At 72.5% G+C, this 16,997-nt stretch carries 15 protein-coding genes and 1 tRNA gene; 5 read left to right on the forward strand and 11 right to left on the reverse strand.

What is annotated here, in order from left to right; translation table 11 throughout:
* The first annotated feature begins 16 nt into the window (after positions 1-16).
* Together HL663_RS02375 and HL663_RS02380 are read left to right on the forward strand one after the other, a co-directional pair.
* A complete protein-coding gene (locus tag HL663_RS02375; RefSeq protein WP_173026888.1) occupies positions 17-2,116 on the forward strand; it encodes an ArnT family glycosyltransferase in 2,100 nt (699 codons plus the stop codon).
* Positions 2,113-2,601 (forward strand): GtrA family protein, encoded by a 489-nt coding sequence (locus HL663_RS02380; protein ID WP_286175871.1) that lies wholly within the window; start codon positions 2,113-2,115, stop codon positions 2,599-2,601. Before HL663_RS02375 ends, HL663_RS02380 begins: the two co-directional genes overlap by 4 nt.
* Here HL663_RS02380 and HL663_RS02385 read toward each other — a convergent pair.
* Positions 2,559-3,023: a hypothetical protein gene (locus HL663_RS02385; RefSeq protein ID WP_173026890.1), complete on the reverse strand. Its 465-nt coding sequence runs from the start codon at positions 3,021-3,023 to the stop codon at positions 2,559-2,561. The genes HL663_RS02380 and HL663_RS02385 overlap by 43 nt on opposite strands.
* 149 nt (positions 3,024-3,172) lie before the next feature.
* Here HL663_RS02385 and HL663_RS02390 point away from each other — a divergent pair.
* Positions 3,173-3,262: transfer RNA gene (locus HL663_RS02390), tRNA-Ser, on the forward strand.
* Between the two features lie 287 nt (positions 3,263-3,549).
* On the opposite strand, the gene HL663_RS02395 is transcribed toward HL663_RS02390, so the two are convergent.
* From HL663_RS02395 to HL663_RS02410, 4 genes are all read right to left on the reverse strand, one after another.
* A complete protein-coding gene (locus HL663_RS02395; protein ID WP_173026891.1) occupies positions 3,550-4,293 on the reverse strand; it encodes an SDR family oxidoreductase in 744 nt (247 codons plus the stop codon).
* A 40-nt stretch (positions 4,294-4,333) separates the two neighbouring features.
* Positions 4,334-5,149, reverse strand: a complete 816-nt coding sequence (locus tag HL663_RS02400; protein WP_173026892.1) for a carbohydrate ABC transporter permease — start codon at positions 5,147-5,149, stop codon at positions 4,334-4,336.
* The gene (locus HL663_RS02405; RefSeq protein ID WP_173026893.1) at positions 5,146-6,078 is read right to left on the reverse strand and encodes a carbohydrate ABC transporter permease; all 933 of its coding nucleotides are present in this window, start codon (positions 6,076-6,078) and stop codon (positions 5,146-5,148) included. Before HL663_RS02405 ends, HL663_RS02400 begins: the two co-directional genes overlap by 4 nt.
* 134 nt (positions 6,079-6,212) lie before the next feature.
* Positions 6,213-7,580, reverse strand: a complete 1,368-nt coding sequence (locus tag HL663_RS02410; RefSeq protein ID WP_173026894.1) for an ABC transporter substrate-binding protein — start codon at positions 7,578-7,580, stop codon at positions 6,213-6,215.
* Positions 7,581-7,842: 262 nt separating this feature from the next.
* Between HL663_RS02410 and HL663_RS02415 the strand changes: the two genes are divergently transcribed.
* Complete coding sequence (locus tag HL663_RS02415; protein WP_286175872.1) at positions 7,843-8,874, forward strand: AraC family transcriptional regulator; 1,032 nt, start codon at positions 7,843-7,845, stop codon at positions 8,872-8,874.
* A 16-nt stretch (positions 8,875-8,890) separates the two neighbouring features.
* Here HL663_RS02415 and HL663_RS02420 read toward each other — a convergent pair whose 3' ends face one another.
* Positions 8,891-10,357: a mannitol dehydrogenase family protein gene (locus tag HL663_RS02420; protein ID WP_286175873.1), complete on the reverse strand. Its 1,467-nt coding sequence runs from the start codon at positions 10,355-10,357 to the stop codon at positions 8,891-8,893.
* 186 nt (positions 10,358-10,543) lie between these two features.
* Positions 10,544-11,995, reverse strand: coding sequence for an LCP family protein (locus HL663_RS02425; protein ID WP_173026896.1), 1,452 nt, complete (start codon positions 11,993-11,995; stop codon positions 10,544-10,546).
* 161 nt (positions 11,996-12,156) lie between these two features.
* Here HL663_RS02425 and HL663_RS02430 point away from each other — a divergent pair, with 161 nt between their 5' ends.
* Entirely contained in the window at positions 12,157-14,034 is a 1,878-nt protein-coding gene (locus tag HL663_RS02430) for a penicillin-binding transpeptidase domain-containing protein (RefSeq protein ID WP_173026897.1), read from the forward strand.
* 95 nt (positions 14,035-14,129) lie between these two features.
* On the opposite strand, the gene HL663_RS02435 is transcribed toward HL663_RS02430, so the two are convergent.
* The 4 genes from HL663_RS02435 to HL663_RS02450 all read right to left on the reverse strand — a co-directional run bounded on the left by HL663_RS02435 (position 14,130) and on the right by HL663_RS02450 (position 16,996).
* The gene (locus HL663_RS02435; protein ID WP_173026898.1) at positions 14,130-14,333 is read right to left on the reverse strand and encodes a cold-shock protein; all 204 of its coding nucleotides are present in this window, start codon (positions 14,331-14,333) and stop codon (positions 14,130-14,132) included.
* A 204-nt stretch (positions 14,334-14,537) separates the two neighbouring features.
* Positions 14,538-14,930 carry a universal stress protein gene (locus tag HL663_RS02440; RefSeq protein WP_173026899.1) on the reverse strand — a complete coding sequence of 131 codons (393 nt, stop codon included), beginning with the start codon at positions 14,928-14,930 and terminating at the stop codon, positions 14,538-14,540.
* Between the two features lie 213 nt (positions 14,931-15,143).
* Positions 15,144-15,977, reverse strand: a complete 834-nt coding sequence (locus HL663_RS02445; protein WP_173026900.1) for an ATP-binding cassette domain-containing protein — start codon at positions 15,975-15,977, stop codon at positions 15,144-15,146.
* Complete coding sequence (locus HL663_RS02450; protein ID WP_173026901.1) at positions 15,974-16,996, reverse strand: ABC transporter permease; 1,023 nt, start codon at positions 16,994-16,996, stop codon at positions 15,974-15,976. The genes HL663_RS02445 and HL663_RS02450 overlap by 4 nt, the downstream gene beginning before the upstream one ends.
* Position 16,997 lies beyond the last annotated feature (1 nt).

Raw genomic sequence — 16,997 nt, forward strand, 5'->3', positions numbered from 1 at the left:
GCCCGACCGTGGACGCATGGACACCGCCACCCTGCGCACGGCCTCCGGCTCCGGGACCCCCGACCTCGCGACGCACCCCGCCGCCACGACGACCCCGCGGTCGGGCCGCCTGGCCCGGACCCTGCGCGGACCGGCCGAGGACCCCGCGTGGGCCCGGCCCGCGCTCGTGGCGCTCCTCGTCGTCACCGCGGCCGCCTACCTGTGGAACCTCACCGCGAGCGGCTGGGCCAACAGCTTCTACTCGGCGGCGGTCCAGGCGGGCAGCGTCTCGTGGAAGGCGTTCCTCTTCGGCAGCTCCGACGCGGGCAGCTCGATCACCGTCGACAAGCCGCCCGCCTCGCTGTGGGTCATGGCCCTGTCGGTGCGCCTGCTCGGGCTGTCGTCGTTCGCGATGCTCCTGCCGCAGGTGCTCATGGGCGTCGGCACCGTCTGGGTGACGCACACGAGCGTGCGGCGGCGGTTCGGCCACGGCGCGGCGCTGCTGGCCGGGGTCGCGCTCGCCCTGACACCCGTGGCCGTCCTCATGTTCCGGTTCAACAACCCGGACGCCCTCCTGACGCTGCTCATGGCCCTCGCGGTCTGGGCGACGCTGCGCGCGGTCGAGGCCGGCTCCTACCGCTGGATCGCGCTCGCCGGCGCCTTCACGGGGCTCGGCTTCCTCACGAAGAGCCTCCAGGTGCTCCTCGTCGTGCCGGCCGTCGCCGTCGTCTGGCTCGTCTGCGCCGACACCCCCGTGCGGCGGCGCGTCGTCGGCGGCCTGCTGTCGACCGCGGCCGTCGTCGTCACGGCGGGCTGGTGGGTGGCCGTCGTCGAGCTCACCCCGGCGTCGATGCGCCCGTACATCGGTGGGAGCCAGACCAACTCCTTCCTCGAGCTGACCTTCGGCTACAACGGCCTCGGGCGGCTCGACGGGTCCGAGGTCGGCAGGGTCGGTGGCGGTGGCGGTGGCGCCGGTGGCTTCTCGGACGGGGTCGGCCTCCTGCGGATGTTCGGGTCGGCCGTCGGCGGCCAGATCTCGTGGCTCCTGCCGGCCGCCCTCGTGCTGCTCCTCGGCGGGCTCGTGATGCGGGGGCGCGCGCCCCGGACCGACGGGCGCCGCGCCGCCTACCTGGCGATGGGCCTGTGGCTCGTCGTCACCGCGCTCGTCTTCTCGCTCATGCAGGGGATCTTCCACGAGTACTACACCGTGGCGCTGGCCCCCGCGATCGCCGCCCTCGTCGGGATGGGCGCCGGCGAGGCCTGGGAGCGACGGCACGACGCCGTCGGCGCCCTGACCCTCGCCGCGGGCACGGCAGCGGCCTCGGTGTGGGGCTTCGTCCTCCTCTCCCGCACGACGTCGTACGGCGGGTGGCTGCGCTTCGCGGTCCTGGCGCTCGGCCTCGCCGCGACCCTGCTGTTCCTCGTCGTCGGGCGGATGCACCGCCGGGGCGGGGTGGCCGTCGCCGCCCTCGCGGTCGTCGCCGGGCTGGCCGGCCCGGCCGCGTACTCGGCCTCGACCCTCGCGACCGGTCACAGCGGCTCGATCGTCACCGCCGGCCCGGCCGGCGCGCGCGGTGGGCCCGGCGGCGGCGGGATGCCGCAGGGCGGGCCCGGCGGCCAGGGCGGGATGCCCGGCCAGGCCCCCGGCGGCACGACCACGAACCCCAACGGAGGGACCGCCCCGTTCGGCACCGGAAGCACGCAGGGAGGGACCGCCGGTGGCGGCACCACCGGCGGGACGAGCCGGGGCGGCGGGATGGGCGGCCTGCTCGACGCCACCACCCCCGACAGCGCGGTCGTCGAGGCCCTGACCACCGACGCGACGAGCTACACGTGGGTCGCCGCGGCGGTGGGCTCGCAGAACGCGGCCGGCCTCCAGCTGGCCACCGGCCTGCCGGTCATGGCCGTCGGCGGGTTCAACGGCTCGGACCCCTCGCCCACCCTCGCGCAGTTCCAGCAGGACGTGGCGGACGGGCGTATCCACTGGTTCCTCGCCGGCGGCGGCTTCGGTGGCCAGCAGGGCGGTTCGAGCGCCTCGAGCGAGATCGCGACGTGGGTCTCGGAGCACTTCACCGCGCAGACCATCGGCGGGCAGACGTTCTACGACCTGACACAGCCGACGGGCTCGGGGCAGTGACCGTCGTGCGGACCCCCGCGAGCGCCGCCCCGGTGCGCTCGCGGGGGTCGGTGCCCCGCGAGCTGCTCGTCTTCGCCGTCATCGGCGTCGCGAGCACCGTGCTGCACCTCGGCGGCTTCGTCGTCCTCCGCTCGGTCCTCGGGATGCCCCAGGCGGCGAACGCGGTCGCGCTGCTCGTCGCCGCGGTCGCCAACACCTGGGCGAACCGGCGCTGGACCTTCGGCGTCCGCGGCCGCGCGGGGGCCGCGCGCCACCAGCTGCAGGGGCTGCTCGTGCTGGCCCTCACCCTCGCGATGACCTCCGGCGGGCTGGCGCTGCTGGCCCGCGTCGCGCCCGGCGCCCCGACGTGGCTCGAGACCGGCGTCGTCGCCGCGACCACGCTCGTGGCGACCGCGGTCAAGTACCTCGCGATGCGCTGGTGGGTCTTCGCCCCGGCGGCGGCTCAGCCGGCGGAGGGGTCCGGGCTGAACCAGTCGGCCCGGTAGCCGCCGTCCGGGTCGGTCACGCGGACGACGACGTAGGTCGAGCCGCCGGGGGTCGAGCAGAGGATCGTCGTCCCGGGGCGCACGTCGGTCGTGTCCGGGCAGGTGAGGTCGACGTCGTCCATCGGCCCGCCGGCGACCAGCTCCGCGAGGGCGCTGCCGGCCACGAAAGGCCCGCGCACGATGTCGGAGGCCCCCGTCGTGACGCCACCGGTCGCCACGTCCTCGGGGGGACCGAGCTCCAGGTCGCTGTAGCCCGACTCGCCGGCGGCGAAGGCGTAGAGGAACATCGGGGCCGCGAAGAACCCCACCGGCGCCACGAGAGCCACGACGGACAGGACGAGCGCGACGATCGCCATGACCCGCGTCGAGTCCCGACGCGGCGCGGGCGCCGGGGCGGTCGGCGGCTGCTGGAGCGTGCTCATGGTCGTGTCCCCCTCGGATGCGACGCCCTCGTCGGCGTCCACCGGGAGTGTGGCAGGGCCGCACCGGCGGCGTCGGGGCTTCGGGACATCCCCGGAGGTGGGGGCGCTTTTGCCCGCAGCACCCCTGCCGGATACCCTGTGCAAGCGTTGGAGGCGTCGCCTAGTCCGGTCTATGGCGCCGCACTGCTAATGCGGTTTGGGTCTCAAGCCCATCGAGGGTTCAAATCCCTCCGCCTCCGCACGAGAGAAGTCCCCCGGGGAGCCTTGCGCCCCCGGGGGACTTCGCTGTCCCGATGGCCACCCACCCACGGTCCCGACGCCCCTCACCCGTCGAGTGAGCAGGACACGCCGTCGGCGCCCCGGCTCGGACGGCGTGTTCTGTTCACTCGACGGGTCGGGTTTGCGCAGGCGCGCGCGTCGCGGGCACGACGAGGCCCCCGGGAGGCCCAGTCACTCCCGGGGGCCCCGTGCCCTCACCGCCACGCGCGGGGCAGGGGCGGGCGCGTGGAGGTCGTCCGGGGGATGCTCAGTGCTGCTCGGCGAGGCTCCACATCGTCCACAGCTCGGTGCGCATCCGCCGCGGCTGCTGGAGGACGTGGACGACGGCCCCGCCGATGTCGGCCGGCTCCATGAACGGGCCCTGCGCGGGGTCACCGTCCCCGAAGCGCCCGTCGGCGGCCGCGAACGCGGTGTTGACCCCCGCGGGCGCGATGACCGTGGTCCGGATGCCCTCGCCGCGCAGCTCGCGGTCGAGCGCGTAGCCGAGGTTCACCTGGGCGCCCTTCGTCGCCGCGTAGACCGCCTCCTTGCCGCCGCCGACGAGCAGGCCCGCGACCGAGGCCAGGACGACGAAGTCGCCGCCGTCGCCCTGGGCACGGAACTGCCGCACCGCGGCCCGCGTCGTCCAGATGGTGCCCTTGAGCGTGACGTCGACCATGAGCTCGACCTCGTCCGCGCTCTGGTCGAGCACCCCGCCGTAGTACCCGACGGCCGCGTTGGCGACGACCGAGTCGACCCGGCCCCACGCCTCGACACCGGCGGCGACGAGCCGGTCGGCGGTCTCCTCGTGGCGGACGTCGCCGACGACGGTGACGACGTGGTCCGACCCCAGCTCCTCGACGAGCCGGTCCAGGCCCTCGGGGCGCAGGTCGCCGGCGACGACCCGGGCCCCGGCCTCGACGGCCAGCCGGACGGTCGCGCCGCCGATCCCACCGCCCGCGCCGGTGACGGCGACGACGGTGCCGGTCAGGTCACGGCTCGGCGCGGGCATCAGGCCACCACCGGACGCCGGAGCGGGGAGGAGGGACGGATCACTTGATGGCTCCCATCGACAGGCCGCGGACGAGCTGCTTCTGGGCCGCCCAGCCCGCGACGATGACCGGCAGCGCGGCGATGGTCGCCGCCGCCGAGAGGACCGCGAGGAACTGCCCGCGGCCGTCGACGAACGAGCCGAGGAACGGCGGCGTCGTGCGGGCGGCCGACGAGGTGAGCAGCGTCGCGAGGAAGTACTCGTTCCAGCTGAAGATGAACGTGATGAGCGCGGCCGAGGCGACGCCGGGCAGCACCAGGGGCAGCGCGACCCGGAAGATCTCGCGGCCCAGGCCGGCGCCGTCGACCCGGGCGGCCTCGATGATCTCGAAGGGCACCTCGAGGAAGAACGAGCGCATCATCCACACGGCGACCGGCAGGTTCACCGCGCCGTAGACGATCGCGAGCACGTAGATGTTGTCGAGCAGCCCGAGCGTCTTGAGGATCATGAACAGCGGCAGCACGACCGCGGCCAGCGGCATGAAGCGCGTCGAGATGAAGAACGACAGGGCGTTCTCGACGTTCTTGACCCGCCGGATCGACAGGGCGTACGCCGCCGGGATGGCGAGGACGACCGCGACGACCGTCGCCGTCACCGCGGCGGTCACCGAGTTGAGCAGGTAGCCCTTCATGCCGCGGTCCATCGCGAGCTGGTAGCCCTCGGTCGACGGCGTGAAGAACAGCTTCGGGTTGACCGAGGAGGCGACCGACTCGGGCTTGAAGCCGTTGAGGATCATCCAGAAGACGGGGAAGAAGAACGCGAGGACGAGCACCCAGGTGACGAGGGTGACCAGGGAGCCCCGGAGCGAGCGGTTCATCGGCTGCCTCCTGCCATGAAGACCTTGAAGAGGGTGCGCAGGGCCACGGTCGCGACGATGATCGTGAGGATCACCGTGACCACGCCGTAGGCCGCGGCCTGCCCGACGTCGAGGCCGATGAAGGCCCGTTCGTAGAGCAGGTAGGCCAGCGTCTTCGTGCCGCCGGTGCCCTTGGTGAGGATGGCGATGGGGTCGAAGACCTGGAGGATGATGACCGACCCCAGCAGGACGCCGATCTCGACGTACATCCGCAGGTGGGGCAGCGTGATCCAGGTGAAGGTGCGCCAGGTGCCGGCGCCGTCGACCTGCGCCGCCTCGAGGATGCCCTTGTCCTGGCCCTGCAGACCGGCCAGGAGGATGAGCATCATGAACGGGGTGAACTGCCACGTGAGGACGATGACGACCGAGAGCATCGGGTGCTCGGTCGACCACGACACGACGGGCAGGCCCAGCGTCCGCGAGAGCCAGTTGAGGATGCCGATGTTCGTGTCGAACATCGAGTACTTCCAGATGAGCGAGGCCGCCGCCGGCATGACGAGGAACGGCGTGATCATCAGCGTCCGGGCGACGGCGCGGCCGCGGAAGGGCCGGTCGAGCAGGATCGCGAAGAGCATCCCGAGGGCGACCGAGAGGATGACCGAGAACGCGGTGATGAGGACGGTCGCGACGATCGAGGGCCAGAGGTCCCCCGAGGTCAGCGCCGAGACGTAGTTCGAGATGCCCGTGAAGCCACGGTCGTTGGGGTACAGCAGGTTCCACCGCAGCAGCGAGTAGACGATGGTCACGACGAACGGGACCTGCGTCAGCAGGACCAGGAAGATCACGGCGGGGAGCAGCAGGCCGCGTGCGGCCCGGAGCTCCTTCTTGTTCACCCGCCGGGGTTCGGTGGCGGCCTCGGCCTCCACCGCGTCGAGCTCGGTCACGGACATCTGGGCACTCCCTTGTGCGAGCGGTCGGGCGGGGGTGTGGCGACGGGTGCCGAGGCCGGCCGGAGGGACCGGCCTCGGCACCCGTGGCTCACGGGGTGCGCGGTGTGCGCGGGATGCGGGGTGTGCGCGGGGCGTCAGCCCTTGTGCTTGTCACCCGCGGCCTGCGCGAGCTCCTGGCACTTGGCGAGGGCGTCGTCGACCGAGGTGCGGTCGGCGAGGTAGTCCGCGACGAGCTGGGCGCACTGGTTGCCCACGTCCTGGAACTCGGGGATCGAGACGTACTGGATGCCGACCCACTTCTGCGGGTTGACGCCCGGCTGCTTCGGGTTGACCGAGCTCATGACGTCGAGGGTGATCGGGGCGTAGGCGGCCGCGGCCTCCTTGTACTCCGGGATCTCGTAGGTCGAGGTGCGCGAGCCCGGGGGCACGTTGCTCCAGCCGATCTGCTGCCCGACGAGCTTGATGTAGTCCTTGCTCGTGGCCCACTTGACGAACTTGAGCGCGGCGTCCTTCTGCTTGGTCGAGGACGGGATCGCGAGGTTCCAGCTCCAGAGCCAGCCGGACTGCTGGGTCTTCTCCACCGGCATGTGGGCGTAGCCCATCTTGCCCTTCACCGGCGAGTCGTCGGCCTCGAGCATCGAGGCGGCGACGGAGGCGTCGGCCCACATCGCGGCCTTGCCCTCCTTGAGCGCGGTGAGGCACTCGTTGAAGCTGTACGACACCGGGTCCTTCTCGCCCGACTCGTCGAGCATCGTCTTGTAAAAGGTGACGGCCTGCTTCCACTCCGGGGTGTCGACCGTCGCGTTCCACTGGTCGTCGTACCAGTTGCCGCCGAAGGTCTGCACGACCGTCGTGAGCGGCGCGAACAGGTCGCCCCAGCCGGGCTTGCCGCGCATGCAGATGCCGGACATGTCGGCGGAGTTGACCTTCTTCGCCGCGTCCGCGACCTGCTGCCAGGTCGGGCTCTCGGAGAGGGTGACCCCGGCCTTGTCGAGGACCTCCTTGTTGTACATGAGGATGGAGGACTCGCCGTAGAACGGCACCGCGAACAGCTTGCCGTCGTAGGTGTTGACGTCGCGGACCGGCGGCAGCAGGTCGTCGACGTCGTAGGCCGAGTCGGCCTGCAGCTCCGGGGTGAGGTCGACGAGCCAGCCGTTGGCCCCCCACTGCGGCGTCTCGTAGGCGCCGATGGTGACGATGTCGTACTGGCCGGCGCCGCTCGCGACGTCCGCGGTCACGGCGGCGCGCAGGTCGCCCTCCTCCATGACCTGGAAGTTGACGGTCGTGCCCGGGTTGGCCTTCTCGTACTCGGTCTTGAGCTTCTCCATGTCCTTCATCTGGCCGTTGTTCACGGTGGCCAGGTTGAGGGTGACGTTCCCGCCCCCGCCGCCTCCGGCGGAGCCCGAGTCCGTGGAGACGTTCCCCGACGAGCAGGCGGCCAGGGCGAGGGCCGAAGCCAGCGCACCGGCGCCGAAGGTCAGGGCGCGCTTCGTGGTGAGCATGCCTAACTCCTTTGGTAGGTCTTACCCCTCCCGACCCCGGGAGGAGGGTGGCCCCCCGAGCCCGGGGAGCGTTCCGGGTCGCCTTGCCGCGGTGGAACACCGGCAACGTAAGAGCCGGGCCCGACGGCCGACAAGGACCAAGGACCGCGTCGTTTCGGTACTATTTTTCCGTGCTCACCCGTGCGGGTGCTCGTGCGAGTGAGCGGCACCCCTGAACGCGGCACCGTGAGCGGGGTCCTGACGAGGATGTCAACGAGGAGTGGTGACGATTTCGTATCAGTCCACCGGCACGCCACGGATCCGGCTCGCGGGCTTCCCCTCGCTCGCGCTCGAGGACGGCGAGACCGACACCCCGCTCGTGCGCGGCCCCTACCCGGACGCCCCGCGCCGCGAGATCATCCCGCCGCACCCGCAGCACGCCCTGCGCGTGCTGACCCACGACTTCCCGAGCGAGATCTGCGGATGGGGGGCGCACCCCGAGTACGAGATCCACCTCATCACCAAGTCGCACGGGTCGTTCATCGCCGGCGACCACGTCGGGACCTTCTCCCCCGGCCACGTGAGCATCATGGGCCCGAACCTCCCCCACGACTGGGTGAGCGACCTAGAGCCCGGCCAGGTGGCCGTCGACCGCGACGCGGTCATCCAGTTCTCCGACGACTGGATCCGCCAGTGCATGCAGCTGATCCCCGAGCTCCAGGAGGTCGACGAGGTCCTGCGCCTCTCGTCCCGGGGGCTCGTGTTCTCCGGGGCCACGGCGTGGCGGGCGGCCGAGACGATCGTCGAGGTCACCCGCACCCAGGGGTCCGAGCAGATGGCGCACTTCTTCCGGCTGCTCGGGCTCTTCGCGTCGGCCCCCGCCGAGGAGCGCGACGTCGTCGCGAGCGAGTGGCTCGGGCGGCCGACCGACGCCGGCTCGCTGGGCGCCGTCGAGGCCGGGCTGGCGTACATCTTCGAGAACCTCACCGGCGACATCCGGCTCTCGACCGCCGCGCGGATGGCCTACATGTCCGCGCCGACGTTCTCGAAGTACTTCAAGTCGGCGACCGGGATGACCTTCAGCAACATGGTCAAGAAGCTGCGGATCGCCCACGCGCGCAGGCTGATCGACACGACGGAGCACCCCATCGCCCAGGTCGCGGCGATGAGCGGGTACCACAACATGGCGAACTTCAACCGGCAGTTCCTCGCCGAGGTCGGCACGACCCCGACGTCCTACCGGAAGCTGGAGTCGTCGCAGAAGCCGCCGCCGGAGGTGTTCAGCCTCGGGCTGCGCGCACCGACCGAGCCCTGACCGCCCCGGGGCCCGGTCAGCCGCCGAGGACCTCGTCGAGGGTCGCCGGCACGCCCTCGGCCGCGAGCGCGCTGCGCATCCGCAGGAACTCCTCGCGGAAGCGCTCGTCGTCGGCGAGGTCGCCGAAGACCGCCTCGATGCGGATGAACGCCCCGGGGTCCTCGTCGGCCGCCGCCTCGCGCAGCGCCCGTGCGTGCACCTCCGGCGGGATCTCGCTCTCGGGCAGGCCACCCCGGGCGATGAGCGCCCAGTACTCGGCCCACGCAGCGACCATCAGCGCCCCGAGGGTGACCGGCCGCCCGGCCCGGAGGTTGGCGCGCACCGCCGGCAGCGTGAAGGTCGCCATCCGGTTCGCGCCGTCGGTGGCGAGGCGGACGAGGGTGTCGCGGATGCCCGGGTTGGCGAACCGCTCGAGGAGCGTCGCCATGTACGCCGGCAGGTCGATGCCCGGCAGCTCGCCGAGCGTCGGCGCGGCCTCGTCGGCCATGTAGCGCTCGAGGTAGGTGCGGATGCGCGCGTCGCGCATCGTCTCGTCGACGAGCGTGTAGCCCACGGGCGCACCGAGGTAGGCCAGCGCCTGGTGGCTCGCGTTGAGCAGGCGCAGCTTCATCAGCTCGTAGGGCTCGACGTCGTCGACGAACTGCACGTCGACCTCCTCGAGCGCCGGTCGGCCGAGGGGGAACTCGTCCTGGACGATCCACTGCGTGAACGGCTCGGCCGGCACGGGCCAGCGGTCCTCGATGCCGAAGTCCTGCAGCAACGAGGTGCGGTCGGCGTCGGTCGTCGCGGGCGTGATCCGGTCGACCATGCAGTTGGGGAAGGCGACGGTCGCCTCGATCCAGTCGGCGAGCCCGGCGTCGACGAGCCGGGCGAACCCGACCACCGTCTGGCGGCACACCTCGCCGTTGCCCTGGAGGTTGTCGCACGAGAGGACGGTGAAGGGGGGCAGGCCGGCCTCGCGGCGGCGGCGCAGGCCCTCGACGACGTACGCGAAGGCCGTCCGGGGGTTCTCGAGGTGCCCGACGTCGTGGACGACCGCCTCGTCGTCGGCGTCGAAGGCCCCCGTCGCCGCGTTCTTCAGGTAGCCACCCTCGGTGACGGTGAGGCTGACGACGCGCACGGCCGGGTCGCAGAGCCGCGCGTAGACGGCGTCGGCGTCCTCGGGGCCCCAGAGGTACTCGAGCACGGAGCCGACGACGCGCGGCTCGAGGGAGCCGTCCGGGTGGCGCACGACGAGCGTGTAGAGGCAGTCCTGGGCGCGCATCGCGTCACGCATCGCGGCGTCCTGCGGCAGCACGCCCACCCCGCAGATGCCCCAGTCCAGGCCCTCCCCGCGCTCCATGAGCCGGTCGAGGTACATCGCCTGGTGGGAGCGGTGGAAGTTGCCGAACCCGAAGTGGACGATGCCGACCGTGGCGGTCGTGCGGTCGTACGTGGGGCTCGGCACGCCCGCGTCGGGCGCGGTCGTCGTGAGTGCGGTCACGGGGGGGTCCTTTCGCGCGCGGCCCGCGGCCGCTGTCACGCGCGGCGTCGCGGGTCCGTCTCGCATGAAACCAAGGTTCGGGGCGCAGGGGGAGACCCCGGGGCCGGACGGGAACGAAAGCACCAGCACCCGACGACTTCGTATCGATCGCGGCGCGGGGCCTGACGGAGCGGGGTCGCCGAGCCGTCAGGCGCAGATGTCCTGGTCGGCCGTGCGCGCCTCGATCGCCTTCTGGGGCGACGGCGGACTGACCGACGGGGTCGGGATCGGGTCCGTGCCGAGGCGGTTCGGCAGCTCGACGACGGTCTTCGAGCCGGGGCCGATGACGACCCGGATGGTCGTGCCGAGCCCGTCCGCCTTCTCGGTCTTCGCCCCGGGGAAGGCGGCGGCCACGGTGCGGGCCGCCTGCTCCTGCCCCGACGTGTACTGGACGAGGACGCCGTCGGTGCGGTCGGTCGTGGAGTCGGTCGTGACGAGCGGGAAGCCCTGGACGAGGAGCGCGTCGGCCTCCTGCTTCGCCAGGCCGTCGACGCCCGTCGCGTTGACGACGACGACGCCGGCGACGTCGGCCGGGCTGACCGTCAGCGGGGCCTGGCTCGCCGTCGGGGTCGGGCGCTTCGTGGGCTCGTTGATCGGCTGGTCGGTGCGGATGGTCTTCCAGAGCGACTCGGCCGCCGACGTCCACTGGACCCGGTTCGCGTCGTTCACGTAGGGCTCCACCGGGACGGTGACGAAGGCGACGTTCTTCACCCCGACGCTCTGCACGGAGGTCGCGAGGTCGCGCATCGTCCCGAGGCCGAGGTCCTCGTCGGTCGTCAGCGACTTGGTCGCCGCGTCGAGGAAGCCGTAGAGCCGGTCGGGGCGCAGGAGCAACGAGGTGCGCGTGGCCTCCTGGACGATGGAGGACAGGAACGCCTGCTGCCGCTTGATGCGCCCGAGGTCGGAGCCGTCACCCTCCGTGTAGCGGACGCGGACGTAGCCCAGGGCCTGCGTGCCGTTGAGCGTGTGCCGGCCGGCCGCGAGCTTGAGGTGCGCCTTGGGGTCGTCGATGGCGACCGGGGTGCAGACCGGCACGCCGCCGAGCGCGTCGACCATCCCCTTGAAGCCGTTGAAGTCGACCACCGCGAAGTGGTTGATGAAGATGCCGGTGTTCGCCTCGATCGTGTTGATGAGGCAGGCCGGCCCGCCCTGGCTGAACGCGGCGTTGAACTGCTGGAGGGGCCACTGCTGCTTCGGGACCTTGGCGTCGCAGCCAGGGGGCATCGGCACCATCGAGTCGCGCGGGATCGACACGACGGTGACGTGCTTGCGGTCCCCGGACAGGTGGGCGACGAGGGTGGTGTCGGAGCGCGCCCCGGACACCGAGTTGGCGTCCGAGGTGCCCTGCCCCGCACGGGTGTCGGAGCCGATGAGGAGGATGTTCGTCGGGTCCGCGTCGACCGGCGTCGGGCGGTCGCTCGACAGCGCGCCGCTGATGTCGAGGCGGCTGATGTTGCCGTCGAGCCGCCACCAGGCGGCGCCACCCACGAGCGCCGCGACGACGACGAACACCACCGCCACCGTGACGATGCGGCGGCGTCGCGGGCGTCGCGTGGCCTGCACGCGCTGGGCCCGGGCCCTCCGGGTGGGCTCCGACACGATCTGCTCCTTCGGCGTCGCCGTGTCCGGGCGGTGGGCCGGGCGAAAGAGGACGGACGACCGTTCGAGTGTACGGACGGCACCTGTGCGGAGGCTGGAAACGGGAGGAGCATCGCCCGGTCGGACCGGCGACCGTCGGGACCATCGGGTTGGATGGCCCCATGACACGTCGCACGGGGTGGGTGCTGGGAGTGGTGGTGGCGCTGGTCCTCGCCGCCGGTGGTGGCGCGTGGTGGGTCCTCGCGCGCGGCACCGCGCAGGACGACGCCGCGAGGGCGGCCCTCGCCCGGTACGCGGCCGCCTGGGCCGGCAAGGACCTGAGCGCGGTGCCGTTCTCCGGCAGCGGCGCCCCCGCCGACTTCACCGCCGCCGTCGAGGGGCTGGGGTCCGCGACGGTCAGCGCGCGGCCGGGGTCGCTGCGGCGCGACGGCGCAGCCGCGACCGCCTCGCTCGACGTCACCTGGACGCTGCCCGGCGACGTGCCCTGGCGCTACTCGACGCCCGTCCGGCTCCAGGAGCGCGACGGACGCTGGCTCGTCACCGGCCCGTCCGAGGGCTCGCCCTGGCACCCGGAGCTCGCCGCCGGCGACCGGTTCTCCCTCGAGCGGACGGCCCCCGGCCGCGGTGACCTGCTCGACCGCGACGGCGAGCCGCTCATGCCGCAGGGCACCGTCTACCAGGTGCAGCTCGACCCGGTCCGCGCCGACGCCGCGGGCGCCGCGGCGCTCGAGGAGGTCACCGGCGTGCGGGCCGGCTCGGTGGTCGAGGCGCTCGCGCAGCGCACGAAGAGCGGCTCGCAGGCCCCCATCCCGGTCATCACCTACCGCGAGTCCGACTACCGCTCCCGCAAGGCGCGCCTCGACGCCATCACCGGGGTCATCGCGCCGAGCGCGACCCAGCCGCTCGGGCGCACCCGCACCTTCGGCCAGCCCCTCCTCGGCACGGTCGGCGAGGTGACGGCCGAGGTCGTGCAGCAGAGCGACGGGCGCTACGTCGCCGGCGACCGCTCGGGCATCAGCGGCCTGCAGCGCCAGTACGACAGCGAGCTCGCCGGGCGCCCCGGGCTCACCGTCCGGGCCGGTGACACGAGCGTGCTCGAGGTCGCGCCGACCGACGGGGCCGACGTCTCGACCTCGCTCGACCCGTCCGTCCAGGAGGCGGCCGAGCAGGCCCTCGAGGAGTCGAGCCTCACGGTGCCCGGCGCCGTCGTCGCGGTCGACGTCCGCAGCGGCGAGGTGCTGGCCGCCGCGAGCTCGCCGAGCAACGGCTTCGACCGCGCGCTGACGGGCAAGTACCCCCCGGGCTCGACGTTCAAGATCGCCTCGACCTACGCCTACCTGACCCGCGGCATCACGACCCCGACGAGCACCGTCGCCTGCCCGAAGACCGTGACCGTCGACGGCCGCTCCTTCCGCAACTACGCCGGCGAGTCCATCCCCGGCGCGGTGCCCTTCGCGCAGGACTTCGCGCACTCGTGCAACACCGCGTTCATCTCGCTCTCGCAGGAGCTCGGCACGACCGACCTCACGCAGGCGGCGAAGGCGCTCGGCATCGGGTCCGGCTGGGCCTCCTCGCTCGGCGTCGACGGCGCGTTCGACGGCAGCATCCCCGAGACGCGCAAGGGCACCGACCAGGCGGCGGCCGTCATCGGCCAGGCCCGCACCGAGGTCTCGCCGCTCGCCCTCGCCGTCATGTCGGGCAGCATCGCCCGGGGCACCTCCGTCGCACCGGTCCTCGTCCGGGGCGACTCGACGCCACGGCCCACCCCCCTCGACGGGCAGGCCGTCGCCCAGCTGCGGGCGATGATGGCCGAGGTCGTCTCGAGCGGCACCGCGACCACCCTGCGCGGCACGCCCGGCGGGACCGTCCGCGGCAAGACCGGGACCGCCGACCACGGCGTCGACGAGAAGCCGTACACGTGGTTCACCGGGTACCAGGGCCAGGTCGCGTTCGCCGTCCTCGTCGAGGAGGGCGTGAGCGGCGGGCAGACCGCGGCGCCGGTCGCCAAGCGCTTCCTCACCGCCCTCGCCGACCGCTGACGCCGGCCGGCCCCGGACATCGACCGGGCCCCTGACGCCGACGACCCCGCCCGGTGCACCCGGGCGGGGTCGTCGTCAGTCGGAGGAGACCGGCGTCAGATCGGTCGGACCTGCTCGGCCTGCGGGCCCTTGGGGCCCTGGGTGACCTCGTACTCGACCTTCTGGTTCTCGTCCAGGCTGCGGTAGCCCTGGCTGTCGATGGCGGAGTAGTGAACGAACACGTCGGGGCCGCCACCGTCCTGGGCGATGAAACCAAAGCCCTTCTCGGCGTTGAACCACTTCACGGTGCCCTGTGCCATGTGCGGGGTACGTCCTTTTCCTGTGTGTCACTCGCCCGGCACACTGCGCACCGGCCGTGGATGCGACTCCAGCCCCCTGTGGCGCGAGGGTAGTTCGACCTTCGAGGTACTGCTGTTGCTGCAACCGGCCACGAAACTAGCAGAGACCGCCACGTCGCGCCGGGTCCGCGACGGCCGCGTCCACGGAGCGGGCGAGCCTCCCGCTCAGCCCCGCCGGAAGCGGCTGACGAGGACGTCGCAGTCGGCCTCGACGAGCAGCCGGACGGCCGTCCCGCCGCCCGAGCGCGACCGGGTGCCGTCGCGCAGCCCGACGACGAGCAGCCGCGCGTCGCAGCTGCGGACCGCCTCGAGCAGCTCGTCCGCGGGCGCGAGGCCCCGGGAGGGCTGGCGCACCTCCACGGGCACGCCCCGGGCGACGAGCCCGGCGCACATCGACTCGATGTCGCCCCGCTGCGCGCGACCGACCCCGCGCGGGTCGGCGTCCGCCCCGGCGTTGACGACGACGAGGGGCTCGGCGTGCCGCTCGGCCTCGGCGAGCGCGACCTCGAGGGCGGCGAGGCCATCGCTGCGGGGGACGTACCCGACGACGATCGTCATCGTGGGTTCACCTCCGCGAGAGCGCGACCGGACGCACGCCGGACGGCGCCCGGCGGCAGGTGGGGGCCCGGCCCGTGCCGGCGTGCCGCGGCCGGGGTGGTGTCCGGCACCACGACGACCCGGCTCGTGCGGGCACTGCGGGGTCAGGGGCAACGGGTGCCCCCGGGGCGTGGCGCCGCACCTGTTGACAGGTGCAGGTGCGGCGCCACGGGATCAGGACGGGGTGAGCGTCTTGGCGCCGGTCATGATCGCGACGCCCTCTCCCATGTCGTGCGACTGCGGGGTGATGACGCCCGCGCAGCCCCCGAGCCGCTGGATGTGGATGCGGTCGGCGACGTCCCACACGTGCGGCATGTTGTGGCTGATGAGGATGACCGCGAGACCGTTGTCGCGCAGCTGCTTCACCATGTCGAGGACCATCCCCGACTCCTTGACGCCGAGCGCGGCCGTGGGCTCGTCGAGGACGACGACCTTCGACCCGAACGCTGCGGCCCGGGCGACGGCGACTGCCTGACGCTGCCCACCGGAGAGCGTCTCGACCGCCTGGCTCATGTTCTGGATCGTCTGGATGCCGAGGCCCTGGACGGACTCGCCGGCCCGCTTCTCCATGCCGCCCTTGTCGAGCATCCGGAACACCGAGCCGAGGACGCCCTTGCGACGCTCCTCGCGACCCAGGTACAGGTTGCTCGCGATGTCGAGGGCGGGGATGACGGCGAGCTGCTGGTACACCGTCTCGATGCCCGCGTCCCGCGCGTCCTGCGGCCGCCGGAAGGCGACCTCCTTGCCGTCGAGCCGCAGCTGGCCGGAGTCCGGCAGGTACGCCCCGGTGAGGCACTTGATGAGCGTCGACTTGCCGGCGCCGTTGTCGCCGATGACCGCGAGCACCTCGCCCCGGTAGAGGTCGAGGCTCACCCCGTCGAGGCCGACGACGCGCCCGAAGGTGATGACGAGGTCGCGCGCCGAGAGGATCGGGTCCGCCTCGTAGATGTGCCGCTTGGCCTCGGGGAGGTGGTCGACCGTCAGGGGCAGCTTGTCGATGGTGCTCATGCCTTGACCTTCCGGATCCACTGGTCGATGGCGACCGCGAGGATGACGAGGACGCCGGTCGCGAGGTAGCGCCACTGCTGGTTGACGCCGAGCTGCGAGAGCCCGAACGAGAACGCCTGGACGATGAGCGCGCCGATGAGGGTGCCGATGAGCCGGCCCCGCCCGCCGAACAGGCTCGTGCCGCCGATGACGACCGCGGTGATCGACGCGAGGTTCGCGTCCGGCACCGCGTTCGGGGTGGCGGCGCCCGCCCGGCCGATGAGGATCCACGCCGCGAGGCCGTAGATGAGACCGGCCACGGTGTAGACGCCGAGGAGGATGCGGCGGCTCGGGACACCGGAGAGCCGCGAGGACTCGGCGTCGTCACCGACGGCGTAGACGTAGCGCCCCCAGGCGGTCTGCGACAGCACGAAGGCCATCACCGCGTAGATGAGGACGACGACGACGATCCCCCAGGTGAGCCGGAAGGACCCGATCCCGAAGCCCTCACCGAGGAAGTTGAGGATCCGCGGCAGGTGCTCGGCCTGGATGCTCTCGCCTCCCGAGTAGAGCAGCGCGATGGCCGTGAAGATGCTCAGGGTGCCGAGGGTGACGATGAACGGCGGCAGGTTGATCCGCGTCACGAGCAGGCCGTTGAGCAGGCCGGCGAGCGTGGCGAGGGCCACCCCGATGAGCAGGGCGAGCAGGCCGGGCATCCCGCCGTCACGGGCGAGGGAGGCCATGACCATCATCGAGAGCACCATGATCGCGCCGACCGAGAGGTCGATGCCCGCGGTGAGGATGACGATGGTCTGGCCGACCGCCAGCGCGGCGACGACCGCGGTCTGCTGCAGGAGGATCCCCATCGAGCTCGGCGTGAAGAACGTCGGGGTCGCGATGAAGAAGGCGAGGAACGCCACGAACAGCAGGAACAGCGGACTGAGCCAGGGCCGCTTGTGCAGGAGGTTCTGCACCCGCTGGAGGGGCGACTGCTGCCGCCGAGCGAACTCGGCGGCAGCAGAACCGGTGGTGGAGCTCATG

The sequence above is a fragment of the Arthrobacter sp. NEB 688 genome (assembly GCF_013201035.1).
Lineage (GTDB): Bacteria > Actinomycetota > Actinomycetes > Actinomycetales > Dermatophilaceae > Phycicoccus.

What these genes read in the sequence shown, in the direction of transcription:
- HL663_RS02385 (WP_173026890.1), bottom strand. Translation starts at nt 3,023, where the DNA reads ATGAGCACGCTCCAGCAGCCGCCGACCGCCCCGGCGCCCGCGCCGCGT.
- HL663_RS02400 (WP_173026892.1), bottom strand. Translation starts at nt 5,149, where the DNA reads ATGAACCGCTCGCTCCGGGGCTCCCTGGTCACCCTCGTCACCTGGGTG.
- HL663_RS02440 (WP_173026899.1), bottom strand. Translation starts at nt 14,930, where the DNA reads ATGACGATCGTCGTCGGGTACGTCCCCCGCAGCGATGGCCTCGCCGCC.
- HL663_RS02405 (WP_173026893.1), bottom strand. Translation starts at nt 6,078, where the DNA reads ATGTCCGTGACCGAGCTCGACGCGGTGGAGGCCGAGGCCGCCACCGAA.
- HL663_RS02450 (WP_173026901.1), bottom strand. Translation starts at nt 16,996, where the DNA reads ATGAGCTCCACCACCGGTTCTGCTGCCGCCGAGTTCGCTCGGCGGCAG.
- HL663_RS02430 (WP_173026897.1), top strand. Translation starts at nt 12,157, where the DNA reads ATGACACGTCGCACGGGGTGGGTGCTGGGAGTGGTGGTGGCGCTGGTC.
- HL663_RS02410 (WP_173026894.1), bottom strand. Translation starts at nt 7,580, where the DNA reads ATGCTCACCACGAAGCGCGCCCTGACCTTCGGCGCCGGTGCGCTGGCT.
- HL663_RS02395 (WP_173026891.1), bottom strand. Translation starts at nt 4,293, where the DNA reads ATGCCCGCGCCGAGCCGTGACCTGACCGGCACCGTCGTCGCCGTCACC.
- HL663_RS02435 (WP_173026898.1), bottom strand. Translation starts at nt 14,333, where the DNA reads ATGGCACAGGGCACCGTGAAGTGGTTCAACGCCGAGAAGGGCTTTGGT.
- HL663_RS02375 (WP_173026888.1), top strand. Translation starts at nt 17, where the DNA reads ATGGACACCGCCACCCTGCGCACGGCCTCCGGCTCCGGGACCCCCGAC.
- HL663_RS02445 (WP_173026900.1), bottom strand. Translation starts at nt 15,977, where the DNA reads ATGAGCACCATCGACAAGCTGCCCCTGACGGTCGACCACCTCCCCGAG.